The 19,079-nt window shown below is 49.1% G+C and carries 20 protein-coding genes; 7 read left to right on the top strand and 13 right to left on the bottom strand.

Annotation, left to right across the window (positions count from 1 at the left end; all coding sequences use genetic code 11):
• Positions 1-4: 4 nt before the first annotated feature.
• A complete protein-coding gene (locus DW743_RS01850) occupies positions 5-1,108 on the bottom strand; it encodes a DUF6076 domain-containing protein (protein ID WP_117760464.1) in 1,104 nt (367 codons plus the stop codon).
• A gap of 221 nt (positions 1,109-1,329) precedes the next feature.
• Here DW743_RS01850 and DW743_RS01845 point away from each other — a divergent pair, with 221 nt between their 5' ends.
• The 7 genes from DW743_RS01845 to DW743_RS01810 all read left to right on the top strand — a co-directional run bounded on the left by DW743_RS01845 (position 1,330) and on the right by DW743_RS01810 (position 7,577).
• Positions 1,330-1,950: a CHC2 zinc finger domain-containing protein gene (locus DW743_RS01845; protein WP_117504233.1), complete on the top strand. Its 621-nt coding sequence runs from the start codon at positions 1,330-1,332 to the stop codon at positions 1,948-1,950.
• Position 1,951: 1 nt separating this feature from the next.
• Positions 1,952-3,298, top strand: a complete 1,347-nt coding sequence (locus DW743_RS01840) for a DNA primase family protein (protein ID WP_117760465.1) — start codon at positions 1,952-1,954, stop codon at positions 3,296-3,298.
• A 399-nt stretch (positions 3,299-3,697) separates the two neighbouring features.
• Complete coding sequence (locus DW743_RS01830) at positions 3,698-3,913, top strand: phosphoribosylglycinamide formyltransferase (protein WP_109258817.1); 216 nt, start codon at positions 3,698-3,700, stop codon at positions 3,911-3,913.
• 63 nt (positions 3,914-3,976) lie between these two features.
• Positions 3,977-4,162, top strand: coding sequence for a hypothetical protein (locus DW743_RS01825; protein ID WP_109258816.1), 186 nt, complete (start codon positions 3,977-3,979; stop codon positions 4,160-4,162).
• Between the two features lie 77 nt (positions 4,163-4,239).
• Positions 4,240-5,529, top strand: coding sequence for a plasmid recombination protein (locus tag DW743_RS01820; protein ID WP_117760466.1), 1,290 nt, complete (start codon positions 4,240-4,242; stop codon positions 5,527-5,529).
• Positions 5,530-5,547: 18 nt separating this feature from the next.
• Entirely contained in the window at positions 5,548-5,850 is a 303-nt protein-coding gene (locus DW743_RS01815) for a hypothetical protein (RefSeq protein ID WP_117504225.1), read from the top strand.
• A gap of 80 nt (positions 5,851-5,930) precedes the next feature.
• Positions 5,931-7,577, top strand: coding sequence for a recombinase family protein (locus tag DW743_RS01810; protein WP_202976589.1), 1,647 nt, complete (start codon positions 5,931-5,933; stop codon positions 7,575-7,577).
• A gap of 103 nt (positions 7,578-7,680) precedes the next feature.
• Here DW743_RS01810 and rpsI read toward each other — a convergent pair whose 3' ends face one another.
• From rpsI to DW743_RS01750, 12 genes are all read right to left on the bottom strand, one after another.
• Positions 7,681-8,073, bottom strand: a complete 393-nt coding sequence (gene rpsI / locus DW743_RS01805) for a 30S ribosomal protein S9 (protein ID WP_055219853.1) — start codon at positions 8,071-8,073, stop codon at positions 7,681-7,683.
• Positions 8,074-8,090: 17 nt separating this feature from the next.
• Positions 8,091-8,519: a 50S ribosomal protein L13 gene (gene rplM / locus DW743_RS01800; protein WP_055219851.1), complete on the bottom strand. Its 429-nt coding sequence runs from the start codon at positions 8,517-8,519 to the stop codon at positions 8,091-8,093.
• A 213-nt stretch (positions 8,520-8,732) separates the two neighbouring features.
• The gene (gene truA / locus DW743_RS01795) at positions 8,733-9,485 is read right to left on the bottom strand and encodes a tRNA pseudouridine(38-40) synthase TruA (protein WP_117760468.1); all 753 of its coding nucleotides are present in this window, start codon (positions 9,483-9,485) and stop codon (positions 8,733-8,735) included.
• Positions 9,486-9,509: 24 nt separating this feature from the next.
• Entirely contained in the window at positions 9,510-10,310 is an 801-nt protein-coding gene (locus DW743_RS01790) for an energy-coupling factor transporter transmembrane component T family protein (protein ID WP_117760469.1), read from the bottom strand.
• Entirely contained in the window at positions 10,304-11,188 is an 885-nt protein-coding gene (locus tag DW743_RS01785; protein WP_117760470.1) for an energy-coupling factor transporter ATPase, read from the bottom strand. Before DW743_RS01785 ends, DW743_RS01790 begins: the two co-directional genes overlap by 7 nt.
• Positions 11,179-12,024: an energy-coupling factor transporter ATPase gene (locus tag DW743_RS01780; RefSeq protein ID WP_117760594.1), complete on the bottom strand. Its 846-nt coding sequence runs from the start codon at positions 12,022-12,024 to the stop codon at positions 11,179-11,181. Before DW743_RS01780 ends, DW743_RS01785 begins: the two co-directional genes overlap by 10 nt.
• 4 nt (positions 12,025-12,028) lie before the next feature.
• A complete protein-coding gene (yihA, locus tag DW743_RS01775) occupies positions 12,029-12,634 on the bottom strand; it encodes a ribosome biogenesis GTP-binding protein YihA/YsxC (RefSeq protein WP_055219842.1) in 606 nt (201 codons plus the stop codon).
• 34 nt (positions 12,635-12,668) lie between these two features.
• Positions 12,669-14,996, bottom strand: coding sequence for an endopeptidase La (gene lon, locus DW743_RS01770; RefSeq protein WP_117760471.1), 2,328 nt, complete (start codon positions 14,994-14,996; stop codon positions 12,669-12,671).
• 21 nt (positions 14,997-15,017) lie between these two features.
• Positions 15,018-16,313, bottom strand: coding sequence for an ATP-dependent Clp protease ATP-binding subunit ClpX (clpX, locus tag DW743_RS01765; protein ID WP_117509624.1), 1,296 nt, complete (start codon positions 16,311-16,313; stop codon positions 15,018-15,020).
• 108 nt (positions 16,314-16,421) lie between these two features.
• A complete protein-coding gene (gene clpP / locus DW743_RS01760; protein WP_022461349.1) occupies positions 16,422-17,003 on the bottom strand; it encodes an ATP-dependent Clp endopeptidase proteolytic subunit ClpP in 582 nt (193 codons plus the stop codon).
• Between the two features lie 24 nt (positions 17,004-17,027).
• On the bottom strand, positions 17,028-18,314 hold the full coding sequence (gene tig / locus DW743_RS01755) for a trigger factor (protein WP_022461348.1): 1,287 nt from the start codon (positions 18,312-18,314) through the stop codon (positions 17,028-17,030).
• Positions 18,315-18,458: 144 nt separating this feature from the next.
• Positions 18,459-19,010, bottom strand: a complete 552-nt coding sequence (locus DW743_RS01750) for a DJ-1 family glyoxalase III (protein ID WP_117760595.1) — start codon at positions 19,008-19,010, stop codon at positions 18,459-18,461.
• Between the last annotated feature and the right edge of the window lie 69 nt (positions 19,011-19,079).

Below are 19,079 nucleotides of genomic sequence, written 5' to 3'. Positions count from 1 at the left end.
AAATTCAAATTCTTTTTATTGCTTCTTTCTTCAACGCAGCCTGTCCCATTTCTTTTTCATAATCACCCTTGGCGTAAGCGACATTGCTCAGCGCCCGAAGCATCTTATCTTTCGCCAGTTTTTTCATAACCTCTGCAAGATCAGCGTCCAGAGCGCCACGCTTCACATAGCGGTTTATGGTATTCAGTCGCTTCTCATAAATCTGTTTCAGCGGATGATCGTCCGCAAGTTCCCGCTGTTCTCTGCCTTTCAGGTTACCGATCTGCCGGCAGGTGCGGTGCAGCTTGTCCCCCGGAGCGTAGCCGCCGCAGTATTTGGTGTGCCTTGCATTGGTGGTCAGAAACCATTTGCCGCAGATTTTGCATTTTTTCGGTGCATGGCCAACACACAGGCCCTCAAAGAGATCAGACCGGAACATCCCCACAAAGGATACATAGTGCATCCGCTTGACCAGCTTCGCAACTTTTTCGCCGGGACGGATGACGGATACATACTGAACGGAATTGTTCAGGGTAGACATCCAGGCATTGCCCTCCGTGATGGAAAACTCCGGCGGGAAATAATTGCCGAACATTCTGGCAAAGCCCTCTGCGGTGCGGTCAGCTTCGTTGCCGTCTGATTTTTCTGCAAAATCAAGCATGGTCGTTTGGTATTCCCCAAGGGAGTATGCCAGATGCCCGAAAACTGCGGTATAGCGTTGGAGCATCATCGCATCGGCAAAGTTCTGGATTTCTTCAAATTGCAAAGAATTGGTTGCGGCCTTTATGGCAAACTCCACATATTTCAGCGCATTGTCCACAGTAAAGACTTTTTCAATCCGTTCTCTGTGCTTTGAGATATTCATATAGGAGAACGGCGGTGTTTGACTGAGAATATCAAGCATCGTCAGAGCAGCTTCCGTTGCAATAGGACAGAGTGCAGAAGCATCCTGTCCGGCGTTTAATATTCCAAGCAGCAGATTGATTTTCTCGCATTGCTCGTTCATCTTTGCGATGGTATCCGCAGGGACATTCAGCGCATCACAGGCAAGAGCGCCGACAGGAAGTGTTTTTCCCTCATATATGACCGTATCCTGCCAAAAATCCAATGTCATCAGTTCTTGGTTCATGCTTGCCCCTCCTGTCCTGTTTTTTCATTTTCTTAATTCTATCATGCTAATGTAAAGAAATCTACATCTATCCATAAGTTGTCCTGTTTTTTGAAACGGGGTTGTCCTCCGATTAGCCTGTTTTTTGAAAAATCCGGCATAACAATAGTAGACGGAGCGAAGCACCTGCCAATCACGGCGGGTGTTTCGTGCTTTCTGAATACTATGAACGGAGGTTTTCTATGACAATCTATGAAACCATCAAGGTGGCAATCAGCGTAAAGCAAGCCGCCGAACACTACGGGCTGAAAGTCAACCGAAACGGCATGGCTTGCTGCCCGTTCCACAATGACAGGCATCCGAGCATGAAGCTGAATGAGGATTATTTCTTCTGCTTTGGCTGCGGAGTCAAGGGGGATGTGATCGACTTCGTGGCAAGGTCGTTCGATCTGAGCAGCTATGAAGCAGCGCAAAAGCTGGCTTCGGACTTCGGACTTGACCCGAAACCGCCCACTGCCGCAGCTATGGCCAAGCCAAAGCGTCCTTATATCCGTCAGTTCCGGGAGGATGAAATGCTGTGTTTCCGGGTGCTGACGGATTATCTGCATCTGCTGGAAGATTGGAAAGTACGATACGCACCCAAGACACCGGAAGATGCTCTGGATGACCGTTTTGTGGAAGCCTGCCAGATGCACTGCTATATCGAATATATGGCAGATGTGCTGACGGTGGGTGATCTGGAAGAACGGGTGGCATTGGTGGACAAGCTGATGCAGGACGACAAAATTGCTTTTCTGCAAGAGTATACCGCACGAAAGAAAAAGGAGGTGGCGCACCGTGGCGAAGAACCGGAAAACGCCTAATATGAATTTGCCTGTCTGGTTTGACGGGCAGAACATCAACGAAGCTCTGTTTTGTGAAGAATTTCTGCATGAGCGCAGAATCATCTTCGCAAACGGAGCTTTTTTCACGCCCGATGGTCGAGTGACGGATGACCTTCCTCTGCGTGGGGAGATTTACGACAAGCTGAAATTTTGTGCCGTGAACAACATCCCACGGAAGATCACCAACATTCTGGAAGTGCTGAAACTGGAAGCGCAGGTGTCTGACTTCCCTCCGGAGCAGGATCGCATCCATGTTGCCAACGGTACGCTGCTCTTGAACGGCACTTTCACCGAAGGCAGACCGGCTATCGTGCGAAGCCGTCTGCCTGTCGGCTATAATCCCGATGCTCCTGCACCGGTGATCTGGCTGAACTTTCTGGATGGACTACTCTATGCAGAGGACATCCCCACCTTGCAGGAGTTCATTGGCTACTGCCTGATTCCATCCAACAAAGGTCAGCGCATGATGGTGATTAAGGGCAACGGCGGTGAGGGCAAATCCCAAATCGGTGCGGTGCTGTCCACCATCTTCGGCACGAATATGAAAGACGGCAGCATCGGGAAGATTTCTGAAAACCGTTTTGCCCGTGCCGATCTGGAACACATCCTGCTGTGCGTGGATGATGATATGCGGATGGAAGCTCTGCGTCAGACCAACTATGTAAAATCCATCGTGACTGCACAGGGCAAAATGGACTTGGAACGCAAGGGCAAGCAGAGTTATCAGGGCTGGATGTTTGCCCGGTTGCTGGCATTCAGCAATGGTGATCTGCAAGCCCTGTATGACCGCAGCGACGGCTTTTACCGCAGACAGCTTGTACTGACTACCAAGGAAAAGCCCGTGGGCAGAGCCGATGATCCCGACCTTGCTGAGAAGATGAAAGCCGAAGCTGAGGGCATCTTCCTGTGGGCGTTCGAAGGATTGCAGCGGCTCGTTGCCAACAACTTTAAGTTTTCGGAGAGTGACCGCATCCGTGAAAATCGGGAAGCGGTCAAGCGTGACAATAATAATATCTTTGATTTCATGGAATCGGAGGGATACATCCGGTGCAAAGCGGATGCGTCCATCAGCTCCAAGGATTTCTATGAAATCTACCGGATGTGGTGCGAAGAAAATTCCCTTGCACCGCTGAAAGCCCGCAGCTTCAGCGACGCCATGATTGCCAATGCCGGGAGATTCAATCTGGAACATTGCAACAACATCACCAACTCTGCCGGACGGCGGGTGTGGGGATTTATGGGTGTGGAAGCTGTGGCAAGGCCTCATATAAATGGGTTTTACGATGTTTCGTCATGTACGTACGTACCGGAGGAATGGCGGGATTGATTTTGCCAGTCATGCTCTGTACGTATGTACGCAGCATTTACCCCTGTTTTCTCCCATTATAGGAAACAACGACTTTCAGAGACAACCTGTTTTCGGGTATTGAAAATCAATGGCAATGGAAACAGCAAAGTTTTTGACCGCAGGACGAAGCTATTTCACGAAATCGTGCTTCTCTGAACCGTGTACCCTGTTCACGGAACAATAGATGTTTTCATTTTTCCAGACCAAATCACACGAAACAGTAAAGCGGGATATGGTCATATATGGACAGGACATCACAAGCAAAATTCTGAACGGATTTCAGAGATTGCAGATTTTTCACTGTTCGGTGTATCTGCTCCGTTTTGGGGTGCAGAGATTGTACCGAACCACAAACAGAATTATGGAGGATTTTTCAATATGAATGTACGCAATGAAATCAAGGCACAGATCATCCGTGCTGGGATGACCATGCAGGAAGTTGTTGACCTGCTCTCGGACGAGTACGGATGGAGCGACAGCGTTTCCAACCTGTCCGCAAAATTACAGCGGGAAAGCATCCGATACAAGGAAGTATTGGAGCTTGCCGATGTGCTGGGATGCGACATTGTATGGCAGCAAAGACGGGAGAAGTGATGCCCCCGGCAACAGCCCCTCGCATCTCCCGTCCCCATAGGCACACCGCAGTGCTGCCTATGGATGGCAGTGAAAGACGCTGCCAACGTCTGCAAGAAACGTTCCGCAGAACAGCTTCATGCAGACGGGCTGACCATGGGAAAAGTTGCAGACATTTTGCCTTGGTCAGCAGAGGTCACCGCAGTGACCGCACACCCCCTCGGGAGAGCCCACGGCACTTTGCAGCCAGAATGGATGAAAGTGTTATAGTGGGTTATTACACTTCCGCAGAAGTGCATCCCCGCAGCCCCGCCCGTCTGCTACTCTCGAAAGAAAGGAAAAAACCTATGGCAAGAAACGATGGAATTGACCGTACCTTTGCCCGTAACCAGGACTTGCCCACCCTCGACGATGTGGCGAAAGTTCAGGAGCATAACGAGCGAGAAAAAGACAGCTACTCCAATCAAGATATTGATACCACCCAGACCCACCGCAATGTCCACTTCAAGAAACCTACCGACAGCTATGCCGCCATGTTCGATCAGATGATTGCAGATGGTGTTATCTCCACCCGTGGTCTGAAAGCCGATGCGGTGAAATATGGGGAGCTGCTGTTTGATGTAAACTCTGCCTACTTCCACAACCACGGCGGCTATGAATATGCCAAACAGTTCTATGCCGATGCCTACAAAGCCGCCGTGGAGATTGTGGGCGGTGAGCAGTATATCCTCTCCGCTGTAATGCATGCCGACGAGCGCAACCGGGCAATGTCGGAAGCTCTGGGTGAGGATGTGTACCACTATCACCTTCATGTGGTTTATATCCCGGTGGTGGAGAAACAAATCCTGTGGTCGAAGCGATGCAAGGATGAATCCCTCCGGGGAACGGTAAAGGAAACGATCACACAGGTCAGCCGCAGTAAGAAGTGGGAATCCAAACCCGTTCTTGATGAAAACGGAAATCCGATGTTGAACGCAAAAGGGAAAAAGATTTTGAAGTCGTCCTACAGTGTGCTGCAGGATGACTTTTTTAATTTCATGCGAGCCGCCGGATATACCGATGTGGAGCGTGGAGAGCGTGGCAGTACCGAGGAACATCTGACGGTGACACAGTTCAAGGTACAGGCCGAACAGCAGCGTTTGGAAGCTGTGACCGGACAGGTGACACAGGCAGAACAGAGTTTGGAGGATGCCAAAGCTGCCACGGAGAAGCAGAAAAAGAAACTGGAAGCTCTGAAAAAGGAAACTCAGGCTGCTAAGTCTGTTGCTATGACTGCACATGAGATTGAGTCGATGGGCAAGAAAAAACCCATTACGGGAAATGTTACCATGACGGCGGATGAGTGCCGCACGCTAAAGGATTATGCGGTCAGCAGCTTTGCGGAAAAGTCTGAGAAGCTGAAATACAAGCAGAAATTCGAGCAGGCAGATAAAAACGCAAAGATATGGAAAGACCGTTTTGAAAAACTGAACAAAGACTATGAGGAGCTGAAACAGAAAGCCCAGCCTTTCCTGGATGCGATTGAGATTGCATCTGAAAAGGTCTGGGCTTTTATCAATGCCATCCTCGCCAGGGGAAAGGAACTGTATGAACACAAACACCCTGCCCGCAATCGTGGACAGGACATGGAAATTTAAGAAAGGAACTATTTGCCTATGAAGAAAACCGTAGAGGAAATTAACAAGATGATTATGGAAGATGCCCCGATGGAAGAAATCAACGATGCCATCGGCTATATTGATATTTGCTCCTGCTTCGATCCGATTTTTGAGCCGCCTATTGATTTTCTGGAAGAATGCCGCAAGCGTTGGGAAGCGGCACAGTCCTCTTTCTGCAAAACCATTGAGTGCAAGATCGGAAACACATGGTATGTGATTGAAACGGAGTGTGACGGAAATGAGCCACTTACCGACAAGGTAAAACGGCTCATTTTTTCTGACAAGGGGGTGATTTGTTAATGACTGCGACACAAAAACATGATATAATTCCAATATGCACAACGGTACTGTCGGCTGACCAACCACCGAAGGAGGATATTATGTTGGATCAGCAGAAAATTACCATTCTCTATTGCCGTCTGAGCAACGAGGATGCCCAGGAAGGCGAGAGTAACAGTATCGCAAATCAGAGAGAGTATTTAACCCGATATGCCCGTGACCACGGGTATACAAACCTGAAAATTCTGGTGGATGACGGTTATACGGGGACGAACTTCAATCGTCCCGGTGTGCAGGAAGGCTTTGAGCTTGTCAAGCAGGGGCTTGTGGGCTGCTGGCTGGTCAAAGACCTCAGCCGCTTTGGTCGTGACTATCTGACTGTTGGACAATATACGGATATTATCTTTCCGAGTTATGATGTCCGCTTTATCGCTATAAATGATGGCGTAGACAGCAACCGGGGAGACAGCGAGGGCTTCGCCGCAATCCGTAATCTGTTCAACGAGTGGTATCCCCGTGATACCAGCAAGAAAGTCCGTGTCAGTTTGCGGCAGAGAGGAACCAGTGGGAAGCACATGGGCAAACCGCCCTACGGATACCGCTGTGACCCGGAGGACAAGGATCACTGGATTCTGGATGAAGAAGCGGCTCCGGTAGTCAAGCTCATCTTCGACCTTTGCATTGACGGCAAAGGCCCGGAGCAGATTGCAAGGATTCTGGAAGAAAAGCAGATTCTGACTGCAAAGGCACTCTATGCCAAGCGAAAGAAAAAGCCGATGCCGGAAAGACCGTACCACTGGGGCAACCAGTCCATTGTAGGGATTTTGGAACGGCAGGAGTACACAGGCTGTACCTGCAACTTCAAGACTTATTCCAAGTCCTACAAGCTGAAAAAGCGGATTCCCAATGAGCCGGAGAATATGTTTTATCTGCCGGACACACAGGAAGCGATTGTATCTCAGGCACAGTTTGACAGGGTGCAGGAACTGAGGAAAAACAAACGCCGCCCTGCAAAAGCGGAACGGCAGGGATTGTTCTCCGGGCTTCTGTTTTGTGCCGATTGCGGCGGCAAGCTCCACTTTGCCACAAGCAAAAACTTTGAGGGCAAGCAGGATCACTACGTCTGCAACAACTACAAGAGCAACCGTGGTACTTGTACTGCCCACTATATCCGGGAAGATGTGCTTCGTGAAATCGTTCTGGAACGCATCCGGGCAGTCAATGAGTATATCCGAAGCGATGTGGACGGTTTTCAGGAGGAATGGCTGCAATGCCGCAGGACTGACCAGGAGCGCAGCATCCGGGATGACAAAAAGAAGCTGGAACAGGCAAAGAAACGCCTTGCCGATCTGGATGTCATCATCGCCCGGCTGTACGAGGACTATGTTCTTGGAAATCTCAATCAGGACAGATACAGAAAGATGTCTGCGGACTATGAAGCGGAGCAGGAACGGTTAAAGCTCGAAATTGAAGTTATCGAAGAATGGGTGGAACAGCGGGAAGAAATGAACGACGGTCTGGATGCCTTTATCGCCCTGACACAGAAATATGTGGATGTGGAGGAGCTGACACAGACCATCGTGAACGAGTATATCAAGAAAATCATCGTCTATGCCCCGGACAAATCCAGCGGCAAGCGCAAGCAGAAAGTGAAGATTTTCTTCAACTTCGTGGACGATGTAGATATTCCCGTTATTTCCGAGCCTATCATCACGCAAACAACCTATGAACACAGAAAAACGGCGTGACCTTCGGGTCACACCGTTCTCTGCGACAAAATAGTTACTTGTCACTATTAAGCCTTGATTTTCCGGGCTTTTTGAACCATTTTGATATAGCCTGAGCAGTCGATTATCGCTTGCTGAACTGCGGAGCGCGACGAGCTGCTTTGAGACCGTATTTCTTACGCTCTTTCATTCTAGGATCACGAGTCAGGAATCCTGCTTTTTTCAGAACTGGTCTGTAGTCGTTATCTACAGTCAGAAGGGCACGTGCAACACCGTGACGGATTGCTCCTGCCTGTCCTGTGTATCCGCCGCCGTGAACGTTTACGATCACGTCAAATTTATCAGCGGTCTCTGTAGCTGCCAGAGGCTGACGAACGATAACTTTCAGGGTCTCCAGACCAAAATACTCATCGATGTCTCTTTTATTGATGGTAACTTTACCAGTTCCCGGTACAAGATATACTCTTGCGATAGATTTTTTTCTTCTTCCGGTTCCGTAATATTTTGCGCTAGCCAATGTTCTTTACCTCCCTATTAAAATGTTAATACTTCTGGTTTCTGAGCTGCATGAGCGTGCTCTGCACCAGCGTATACGTGAAGTTTTGTGAACATCTGTCTTCCAAGAGGTCCTTTTGGAAGCATGCCTTTCACTGCAAGTTCAACAACCTTCTCCGGTTTCTTAGCCATCATCTCACGAAGAGTAGCTTCTTTCATTCCACCAACATAATCGGAGTGGCTGTAATAGATCTTCTGATCCAGTTTTTTACCGGTTACTGCTACTTTATCAGCGTTGATTACGATTACGTAATCACCAGTATCTACGTGCGGAGTGTACTCCGGTTTGTTTTTTCCACGTAATACTTTTGCTACTTCAGATGCCAGACGTCCTAATGTACATCCTTCTGCATCAACAACATACCATTTTCTTTCAATCTTATCTGGATTTGCCATAAAGGTGTTCATGGATATAACCTCCTGTGAAAAATTCAATTTACTGTTTCATGTATATAGGAAACCGCCTTACCGGGGCTTATGGCATCGGCGTTTTCAAACTACGTCACACATTTAGTAATTATATTATACGGATTTTGGAATGTCAACTGTTTTTTACCCATATTTTGCATTTTTTCGTAAACTGCGAGTCTGTTTTTCGGGAAATACAGACCACTTATGTCTTTACTCGAAATCCCATTCGGGATACCGGATCTGCACCAGGGTCAGCCCCTCCGGCCTTGCCGTTGCTCCCGCCATTTTTCGATCCTTCGCCGCAAGGATTTCTTTTACTTTCTCCGGCGGATAATCGCCCTTTCCAACCTCAAGCAGTGTTCCGGTGATAATCCGCACCATATTGTAGAGAAAACCGTTTCCGGTAATCCGGAAGCGGATCAGATCGTCTTCTTTTTCCAAACTCGTTTCATAGATGGTACGGACCGTGTCGGTCACCTCCGGTTTTGCTGTTGCAAAGCTTTTAAAATCATGCATGCCAACCAGATACGATGCTGCCTGCCGCATCGCATCCACATCCAGCGGGCCGTACCAGAAATAGGAATTCAGTCTCCGCGTCGGATCTGCAAAGGTGCGGTTCAAAATCCGATATTCATACGTTTTAACTGTTGCGGTAAAACGCGGGTGAAAGTCCGGCGGCACTTCGGATGATCCCTGAATACGGATATCCGCCGGAAGCCGTGTGTTCAGCGCAAATGCGATGCGGTCTGCCGGCATTCTCGCATCCGTGTCAAACACCGCCACATTGCCAAGGGCATGTACCCCTGCGTCGGTCCGGCTTGCGCCGATGCAGGCCGTTTTCTTCGCAAAAAGATCGGAAAGAACCTGGTTTAATACTTCCTGTACTGTAATGCCGTTTGGCTGTACCTGCCATCCACAGTAATTTGTGCCGTCATACGCTACAATCAGCTTAATTCTGCGCATTCTTCTCCTCCGTTTTCGTCAAAGTCAGAGTCCGCACACGCGAAGGCCGATACTGCACACAAGGTATGCCATAAGAACGCCATACGCTGCATAATCGCGCGTCTGATACCGAAGCGGTTTCATCTGTGTTCTTCCCTCTCCTCCATGGTAGCAGCGTGCTTCCATCGCCAGCGCCAGATCATTTGCACGGCGGAAGGCTGAAATAAACAGCGGCACCAGAAGCGGCACCATGTTCTTTACTCTCTGGATAATATTTCCGCTCTCAAAATCCGCGCCGCGCGCCATCTGCGCTTTCATAATCTTGTCTGTCTCTTCCAGGAGAATCGGGATAAAACGGAGTGCGATTGACATCATCATGGAAATCTCATGCACCGGCACATGGATTTTTTTCAATGGTCCGAGCAGGCTTTCGAGTGCATCCGTCAGCTGGTTCGGTGTTGTCGTCAGCGTCATCAGCGAAGAGCCGATCATCAGGAAAATCAGACGCACCGACATACGGCATGCCATGGCCACACCCTCGTGGGTGATCGTAATTTTCCAGATACGGACGAGCACCTCACCCGGCGTAAATAAGATGTTAAACACCATCGTAATCGCAAGCAGCACAAAAATTGATTTCAGACCCTTCGTGATAAATTTGAACGGTACCTTCGACAGTTTAATCATCACCGCAAGGAATACGGTTCCAAGCAGATAGCCCCAATTGTGGAACAAAAAGAGGGAAACGACATAAACGATCGTTCCTACAAATTTCACACGCGGGTCAAGCCGGTGCAGAATAGAATCTGCCGGGTAATACTGTCCCAGAGTAATATCTCTTAACATACTTCTGCTCCTTTTTTCCCGTTTTTCTTCTGACTTTCCAGTGCCGCAAGAATCGTATCGCGTGCCTCCTCAACCGTCGTCGCCGTTACGTCCACGTCCATGCCGTGTTCCTTTAGCGCATGCATAATATACGTCATCTGCGGCGCCGCAAGACCGATTTTCTCGAGCTCTTTATAGTGAGCGAAGACTTTCTTCGGTGTATCGTCAAACGCCACATGACCGTGGTTCATGACAATAATCCGCTCTACATATTTTGCAATATCCTCCATGCTGTGCGATACGAGCACGACCGAAATGCCGCGCGTCTTATGCAGCAATGCAAGCTGATCGAGGATTTCATCGCGTCCCTTCGGATCAAGGCCTGCAGTCGGCTCGTCAAGCACCAGAAAATCCGGGTTCATGGCAAGCACACCGGCAATCGCAACACGACGTTTCTGACCTCCGGAGAGTTCAAACGGCGATTTTTCATACATTTCCTTTGGAAATCCGACATGATCCAGCGCCTCTTCCGCCCGTTTTCTGCATTCCTCCGGTGAAAGTCCCTGATTTTTCGGTCCGAAGCAGACATCTGTGATCACATCCGTCTCAAAAAGCTGATGCTCCGGGTACTGAAAAACCAGTCCCACATGGCTTCGAAGCTCTCTTAGCGAATATCCTTCTTTCCAGATATCCTCTCCGTTATACAGCACCCGTCCGGCAGTCGGTCGGATCAGACCGTTCAAATGCTGCACAAGCGTCGATTTTCCGCTTCCCGTATGGCCGATAATCCCAACAAACTGGCCATTCGGAATTTCAAGATTGATATGCTCCAGGGCGTGCATTTCATATGCCGTTCCCGGGCTGTATGTGTACGTTACATCTTCAAGTTTCAATGACATAATGCATTCACCAGTTCTTCAATGGTCAGAATTCCCTCCGGGAGATCTACACCACTTTTTCTCAATTCATAAGCCAACAGTGTCACTTGGGGTACATCGAGACGGAGCTCTTTTAATTTTTCCACCTCGGAGAAAATCTCCCGTGGTGTCCCCTGCATTACCAGTCTGCCGCTGTCCATAACGAACACACGGTCCGCAAAAACAACCTCTTCCATGTAATGCGTAATCAGAATAACCGTAACGCCCTTTTCTTCATTCAGCTTACGCACAGCGCGAAGAACCTCTTTTCGTCCGTTCGGATCCAGCATCGCGGTTGGTTCATCAAGAACAATACATTCCGGCTGCATAGCCATCACTCCTGCAATTGCAACCCTCTGTTTCTGACCTCCCGAGAGCTTATTCGGAGAGTGGGCCCGGTATGAAATCATCCCGGTCGCCGTAAGGCTCTCCTCCACCCGTTTCCAGATTTCATCGGTCGGGACACCCAGATTTTCCGGTCCAAAGCCGACATCCTCTTCCACCACATTTCCGATGATCTGGTTATCCGGGTTCTGGAATACCATACCGGCTTTCTGGCGGATCTTCCAGACATCCTCCTCATCTGTCGTCTTCATATCATCCACCCACATGGTGCCTTCTGTAGGCACCAGCAGAGCGTTGATATGTTTCGCAAGCGTTGATTTTCCGCTTCCGTTATGCCCGAGCACCGCGATAAACTGACCTTTCTGGATTTCCAGACTGACGTCCTCGATCGCTTTTGTTACTTCCGGCTCCTGTCCTTCCTCCTCGTAACGGAGGTATTCATACCCAAGGCCTGCAGCACGTATCATACCCATGACATTATTCCCCGCTTTCTTCTGCATCCGAGCGGATTTCATCAATCAGATTCCAGATCTCCTCGCGTCCCTGTTTTGTCTCTGCAGAAAACGGAATCACAATCGTATCTTTCTCAACCTCCAGCGTCTCGCGGATCAGCTTGATCTGTTTCTGAAGCTGGCTGCGCTTGATCTTGTCCAGCTTCGTCGCAATGATGATCGGCTGATAGCCGTTTCGAAGAATCCAGTTGTACATGATGCGATCGTTGTTGGACGGTGCATGACGGATATCAATCAGAAGAAATACTGCGTGCAGCATTTTTGACTGATGCAGATAATCCTCGATCAGCTTGCCCCATTTTGCTTTAACCTCCTCGGAGGCTCTCGCAAAACCGTATCCCGGCAAATCCACCAGATACATTTCCTCATTGATGTGGTAGTAGTTGATCGTCTGTGTTTTTCCCGGCTGCGCACTGGTACGCGCCAGTGATTTCCGATTCATCAGGGCATTGATGAGAGAAGATTTTCCAACATTGGATTTTCCCGCAAATGCCACTTCCACCTGACCGGTATCCGGCAGTTTACTGGTGATTCCGCAGACATGCTGCAGCTCTACCTGTTTAATTACCATACTTTTCTTCTCCTGTTTTTTGCATCTTCTGGCCTTACTTCTTTTCCACAAGTGCCAGTTTTAATACCTGTTCCATGCTGCCGACAAATTCGATCTGCAGTCCGTCTGTGATCTCCGCATCCAGTTCTCTTACATCCGGCTCATTTTTCTCCGGAACGAGAACCATATGGATACCGGCTTTCTTTGCCGCCAGCAGCTTCTCTTTTAAGCCACCGATCGGAAGCACACGGCCGCGGAGCGTAATCTCTCCGGTCATCGCAACGTCTGCTTTTACCGGAACCTTTGTGATCGCGGAAACCATCGCCGTCGCCATCGTAATACCGGCAGACGGGCCATCTTTTGGAACGGCTCCCTCCGGAATGTGAATGTGGATGTCGTGTTTCTCGAAAAATTCTTTCGGAATCTCATACTGCTCTGCCACGGAACGAATAAAGCTGATGCCCGCCTGCGCAGACTCCTTCATCACATCGCCGAGCTGGCCGGTCAGCAGAAACTCTCCTTTTCCCGGCATCACATTGACCTCGATCTGCAGCGTATCGCCGCCGACTGCCGTCCAGGCAAGACCGCGCACAATACCAATCTCCGGTTTTTCGTTGGCCGGCTGGAACTCATACCTCTCTTTTCCGAGGAACTCTTCCAGGTTTTTTTTCGTCACAACAACCTCTTTTACCTGTTCCTCGAGAATCTTTCTCGCGCTCTTTCTGCAGATTCTGCCGATCTGGCGCTCCAGGGAGCGGACACCGGCCTCTCTGGTGTAGCCGCTGATCACTTCCATCAGCGCCTCATCCTCGATCACAAGCTGTGCTTCTTTCAGACCGTTCGCCTTCTTCTGCTTCGGAACGAGATGTTCTTTTGCGATATGGAACTTCTCGTTTTCCGTATAGCTTGAAATTTCAATCACTTCCATACGGTCCAGCAACGGACGCGGAATGTTCTGAATATCATTTGCGGTTGCAATAAAGAGCACCTCCGAAAGGTCGATCGGAAGCTCTACGTAATGATCGGCAAATTTATTATTCTGCTCGGAATCGAGGACCTCAAGAAGCGCGGAAGAGGTATCTCCCTTGTAATCTGCACTTACTTTGTCGATCTCGTCGAGCAGCATCAACGGATTTTTCACCTTCGCCTGATGGAGTCCCGCCGCAATGCGTCCCGGCATCGCGCCGATGTAGGTTCTTCTGTGGCCGCGGATCTCCGCCTCATCCCGCACACCGCCGAGACAGATGCGGACGTATTTTTTATTCAGGGCTCGCGCCACGCTTCTCGCAATCGAGGTCTTACCGGTTCCCGGAGGGCCTGCCAGGCAGAGAATCGGGCTCTCGCCTTTCTTCGTCAGGGTGCGTACGGCCAGGAATTCGAGGATTCTCTCTTTTACTTTCGAAAGACCGTAGTGATCTTCCTCCAGAATCTCGCGTGCTCTTGCCAGATCTTGATTGTCACGGGATGCCTTATCCCACGGAAGCCCCAGCAGTGTCTCGATATAGCCGCGGATCACGCCTGCCTCGGACGGATTGTTGGCCGAATTTTCCAGACGGTGAATCTCCTCGGAAATCCGCTCTTTTACCTCTTTGGAGGCTTTGAGCTTCTCAAGCTGCTTCTTATAATTTTCAATCTCGGTCCGGGAATTGTCCTCGCCGAGTTCCTCGCGGATGACTTTAAGCTGCTCGCGCAGAATATAATCACGCTGGTTCTTATCGATCCGCTCTTTGATTTTTCCCTGAATCTCCGAACGGATCTCCTGAATCTGAATCTCGTTGGCGATCATGACGCAGAGCGTATCATACCGCTCGGAAAGCTCCACAGCCTCCAGCAGTTTCTGGCGGTTTACGTAGTCGAGGGGCAGATTCATGCAGATCTGGTCCACCAGCTTTCCAACTTCTTCGGTTCCGAGGATCTGGCCTGCCAGTTCCTTGCTGACTTTCTGCGTCTGCTCGCAGTAGACGGCAAACAGCTCTTTTAAGTTGCGCAGCATTGCCTCCTGCTCGATATCGGAAAACTGCATTTCGTCCGAGCCGGTAAACAGCGCCACCTCGGCGCGGAGATACTCGCTCTCCTCTTCCTCGAAGTTCAGCAGTTCTGCGCGTCTTTCTGCTTCTACGAGAATCCGAAGAACATCCTTTGGCATTCTCACAACCTGTTTGATGACCGCAATTGTTCCAATTTTATACACATCAAGCAGACCCGGTACTTCCGTATCCGGGTCTTTCTGTGTAATCAGGAAAATTTTCTGGTCTCCCAGCATCGCCTCCTCGACCGCACGAACCGATTTAGGTCTGCTGATATCAAAATGTACAATCATATCCGGCAAAATCGTTGTTCCACGCAGCGCAATCGCCGGTAATACTTTTGTCACTTCTTCCATTTAAGTTTCCTCCTGCGTTTTTCAGGCGGTTTCCGGTCTTCCGGATCTTCTTCCCATATTCCGCCGTGGAACAGGGGCCGGTTCGCCGTGAATAATCTCCGGCTCCGCCTTCTTTTCTACAGCGTCCTTGGTGATGACGCATTCTTTTGTCGTATTGTCCGACGGGATCTCATACATCAGATCCATCATCGTATCTTCCATGATTGCGCGGAGACCTCTGGCGCCTGTTTTCCGCTCCAGGGATTTCTTTGCAATCGCTTCGAGTGCATCTTCTTTGAAGTCAAGCTGTACGCCGTCCAGCTCAAACAGCTTCTTGTACTGTTTGACCAGAGAATTCTTCGGCTCAACCAGAATCTTCATCAGGGCCGTCTCATCCAGAGAATTTAACGTAACGACAATCGGCACACGTCCGACAAACTCCGGAATCAGGCCGAACTTGGTCAGATCCTGCGGCATGACCTGACGGAGCAGATCTCCGACATTCTCATCTTTTGCATGGCCGATCGGATTGTTGAATCCGATGGATTTCGTATCCTGTCTCGTCTCGATGATCTTCTCGAGTCCTTCGAATGCACCGCCGCAGATAAAGAGGATATTCGTCGTATCAATCTGAATAAACTCCTGATGCGGATGCTTTCTTCCGCCCTGCGGCGGAACGGAAGCTACAGTTCCCTCCAGGATTTTCAGCAGTGCCTGCTGTACACCCTCGCCGGAAACATCTCGTGTGATCGAAGCGTTTTCGGATTTTCTTGTGATTTTATCGATCTCATCGATGTAGATGATGCCGTGCTCAGCGCGCTCGATATCATAGTCTGCTGCCTGAATGAGGCGGAGCAGAATGTTTTCTACGTCCTCGCCGACATAACCTGCCTCGGTGAGCGCCGTTGCGTCTGCAATTGCAAACGGAACGTTGATCAGTTTGGCCAGTGTCTGTGCCAGATACGTTTTTCCGGAACCGGTCGGTCCGAGCATCAGAATGTTGCTCTTCTGCAGTTCGATGTCGGAGGATGCACCGGAAAGCACTCGTTTGTAATGGTTGTAAACAGCAACGGAGAGCACTTTTTTCGCCTCATCCTGTCCGATTACGTAGTCATCCAGAAATGCTTTGATTTCCTTTGGTTTGATCAGGTTGATCTCGTCGGTATCCTGCTCGCCGTACAGATCCTCAAATTCTTCCTGAATGATCTCCGAGCAGATTGCCACGCAGTCATCACAGATGTATGCCCCGTCCGGGCCTGCGATCAGCTTGCGTACCTGGTCTTCTGTCTTTCCGCAGAAAGAGCAGCGGATCTTGGTATCATTCCCTTTTATAGCCATCGTTTTCTTCCTTTCAACATATTACAACTAAACCTTATCGCCGGATAAGGCAAAAGGTGCCACAAAAGCCTCATTGCCGGAACTACGCTTTTGGACACCTTTCCTCTCTTATCGGTTCGTAATTACATTATCAATCAGACCGTATGCTTTTGCTTCCTCTGCGGACATGTAGTTGTCACGCTCGGTATCGATCTCAATCTGTTCCAGCGGTTTTCCTGTATTTGCCGCCAGAATTTCATTTAATTTCCGTTTGGTTTTCAGAATCTGTTCTGCAACGATTTTGATCTCGGTTGCCTGACCCTGTGCACCACCGGATGGCTGATGAATCATGATTTCAGAGTTTGGCAGAGCCATTCTCTTTCCTTTGGTACCGCCGGCAAGAAGGAATGCTCCCATGCTGGCAGCCATACCGATACAGATCGTGGATACATCACATTTGATGTACTGCATCGTATCATAGATAGCAAGTCCTGCGCTTACAGAACCTCCCGGGCTGTTGATATACATGTGGATATCTTTTCCCGGATCTTCAGACTCCAGGAACAGAAGCTGTGCAACGATCAGGTTTGCCGATACGTCAGTGACTTCCTCTCCCAGAAAAATAATACGGTCGTTCAGCAGTCTTGAATAAATATCGTAACTTCTCTCTCCCCTGCTTGTCTGCTCGATGACATAAGGTACAAAACTCATTCAATTGCCTCTCTTTCCGAGGTCTTACGCCTCTTTTGCGCTGTCGGCCATGAGAGTTACTGCTTCCTGAACAGCGAGATCTTTCTTCATCTGCTCTTTCTCATATTCGCCAACGAGCTCTTTGAATTTATCCAGCTCCATTTTGTACATTTCAGCCATTTTAGCCAGCTCTTCGTCCAGCTTCTCATCGCTGATCTGGATGTTCTCTGCTTCTGCAACTTTCTCAAGTACCAGTCTGCTCTCGATTCTCTTAACAGCCTGCGGTTTCATCTGCTCTTTTAAGGAATCAACGGTAGCGCCTGTAAACTGCATGTACTGCTCCATGGACAGACCCTGGGACTGGATTCTTCTTGCGAAATCGTCAACCATGTTCTCTACCTGCGTATCGATCATAGCTTCCGGAATCTCCATTGTTGCGTTCTCTACTGCTTTATCTACGACAGCGTTCTCTTTTTCTGTCTTAGCCTGCTCTTCTTTTTTCTTGGTCAGGTTGTCTTTGATTTCTTTTTTGTACTCATCCAGAGTATCGAACTCGGAAACGTCTTTTGCGAAGTCGTCATCAAGTGCCGGAAGCTCTTTTGCTTCGATTTTGTGGATGGTGCATTTGAATACTGCTGCTTTTCCAGCAAGCTCTTCTGCCTGATAATCCTCTGGGAAAGTAACGTTTACTTCCTTCTCCTCTTCCAGAGCTGCGCCAACGAGCTGCTCTTCGAATCCCGGAATGAAGGAATGGGAGCCAAGGGTCAGCGGATAATCTTTTCCAGCGCCGCCGTCGAACGGAACGCCGTCTACAGAACCTTCGAAGTCAAGTGTAACGGTATCTCCGTCTGCTGCCGGACGATCCTCTACATTGATGGTTCTTGCATTTTTCTCCTGCTCTTTTTTCAGCTCAGCTTCTACTTCTTCATCTGTAACGGTTGTGTCAGCTTTTGCTACTTCCAGACCTTTGTACTCGCCAAGGGTAACTTCCGGTTTTACTGCTACAGTTGCGGTAAAGATGAAAGCTTTGCCTTTTTCGATCTGCTCTACGTTGATCTCCGGACGGGATACGATGTCCAGTTTGCTCTCTTCTGCTGCTTTGGAATACTCTTCCGGAACAAGGCTGTTTACAGCATCCTCATAGAATACTGCCGGGCCATACATTTTTTCTACCATAGCTCTCGGAACTTTTCCTTTACGGAAGCCCGGAACGCTGATGTTCTTTTTCTGTTTCTGGTAAGCTTTCTCCAGTGCTTTCTCTAATTCTTCAGCCGGAACCTCAATGGTAAGTTTGGCCATATTCTTTTCTAAATTTTCGACCTGTACACTCATTTTATCAATTTCCTCCTTGATTTATCTGAAAAGCGGCAGAAAACCTGCACACCTCTCCATTCTACAGTCATTTATCGAGTATAGCATACTCTTTTCAAAAACGCCAGTGATTTTTTTATATTTCTGTGGTTTTTAGGCTTTTTTTTAGCAATGAAATACGATTTTTTCCGCCATTTCTTTTGCTTTGTCCTCTCCCTGCAGAACACGGATCAGCTCCAGTGCGAAGTCAGTGGCTGCTCCCATGCCGCGGCCGGTGGTCACATTTTTGTCGGTGACTGCCGGTACATCGAGTACGTTTGCGCCTGCCAGCTTTTCTTCAAATCCCGGGAAGCAGACAGCGTTTTTATCTTTTAAGATGCCCATCACACCAAGGATGCTCGGCGCTGCGCAGATGGCTGCCAGTTTCTTTTCCTGATCGTCATAGGAACGGATCAGCGCTGCGAGCGTCTCGTTTCCGGCCAGATTTAATGTACCCGGCATTCCGCCCGGAAGTACCAGCATGTCTCCGTCATCAAACTCTCCCTCTTCGATGGTTTCATCTGCAAGAATGGTGATTTTGTGGGATCCTGTTACTTCTTTTCTTCCCATAATAGAAACGGTGCATACGTCTTCTCCGGCTCTGCGCAGCAGATCCACCGGGGTCAGTGCCTCAATCTCTTCACATCCGTCTGCCAGAAATACATAAATCTTTGCCATGGTTTTGTCCTCCTGTGTTGTATGATCAGTCTCGTGTGTTTTGTCACGTGATATTCTCTGCTTTTCTTT

The organism is Blautia sp. AM28-27, assembly GCF_003480905.1.
GTDB classification, from domain to species: Bacteria; Bacillota; Clostridia; order Lachnospirales; family Lachnospiraceae; genus Fusicatenibacter; species Fusicatenibacter saccharivorans.
The sequence above is the reverse complement of the archived record's forward strand: the minus strand, read 5'-3'. Positions and strand labels throughout refer to the sequence as shown.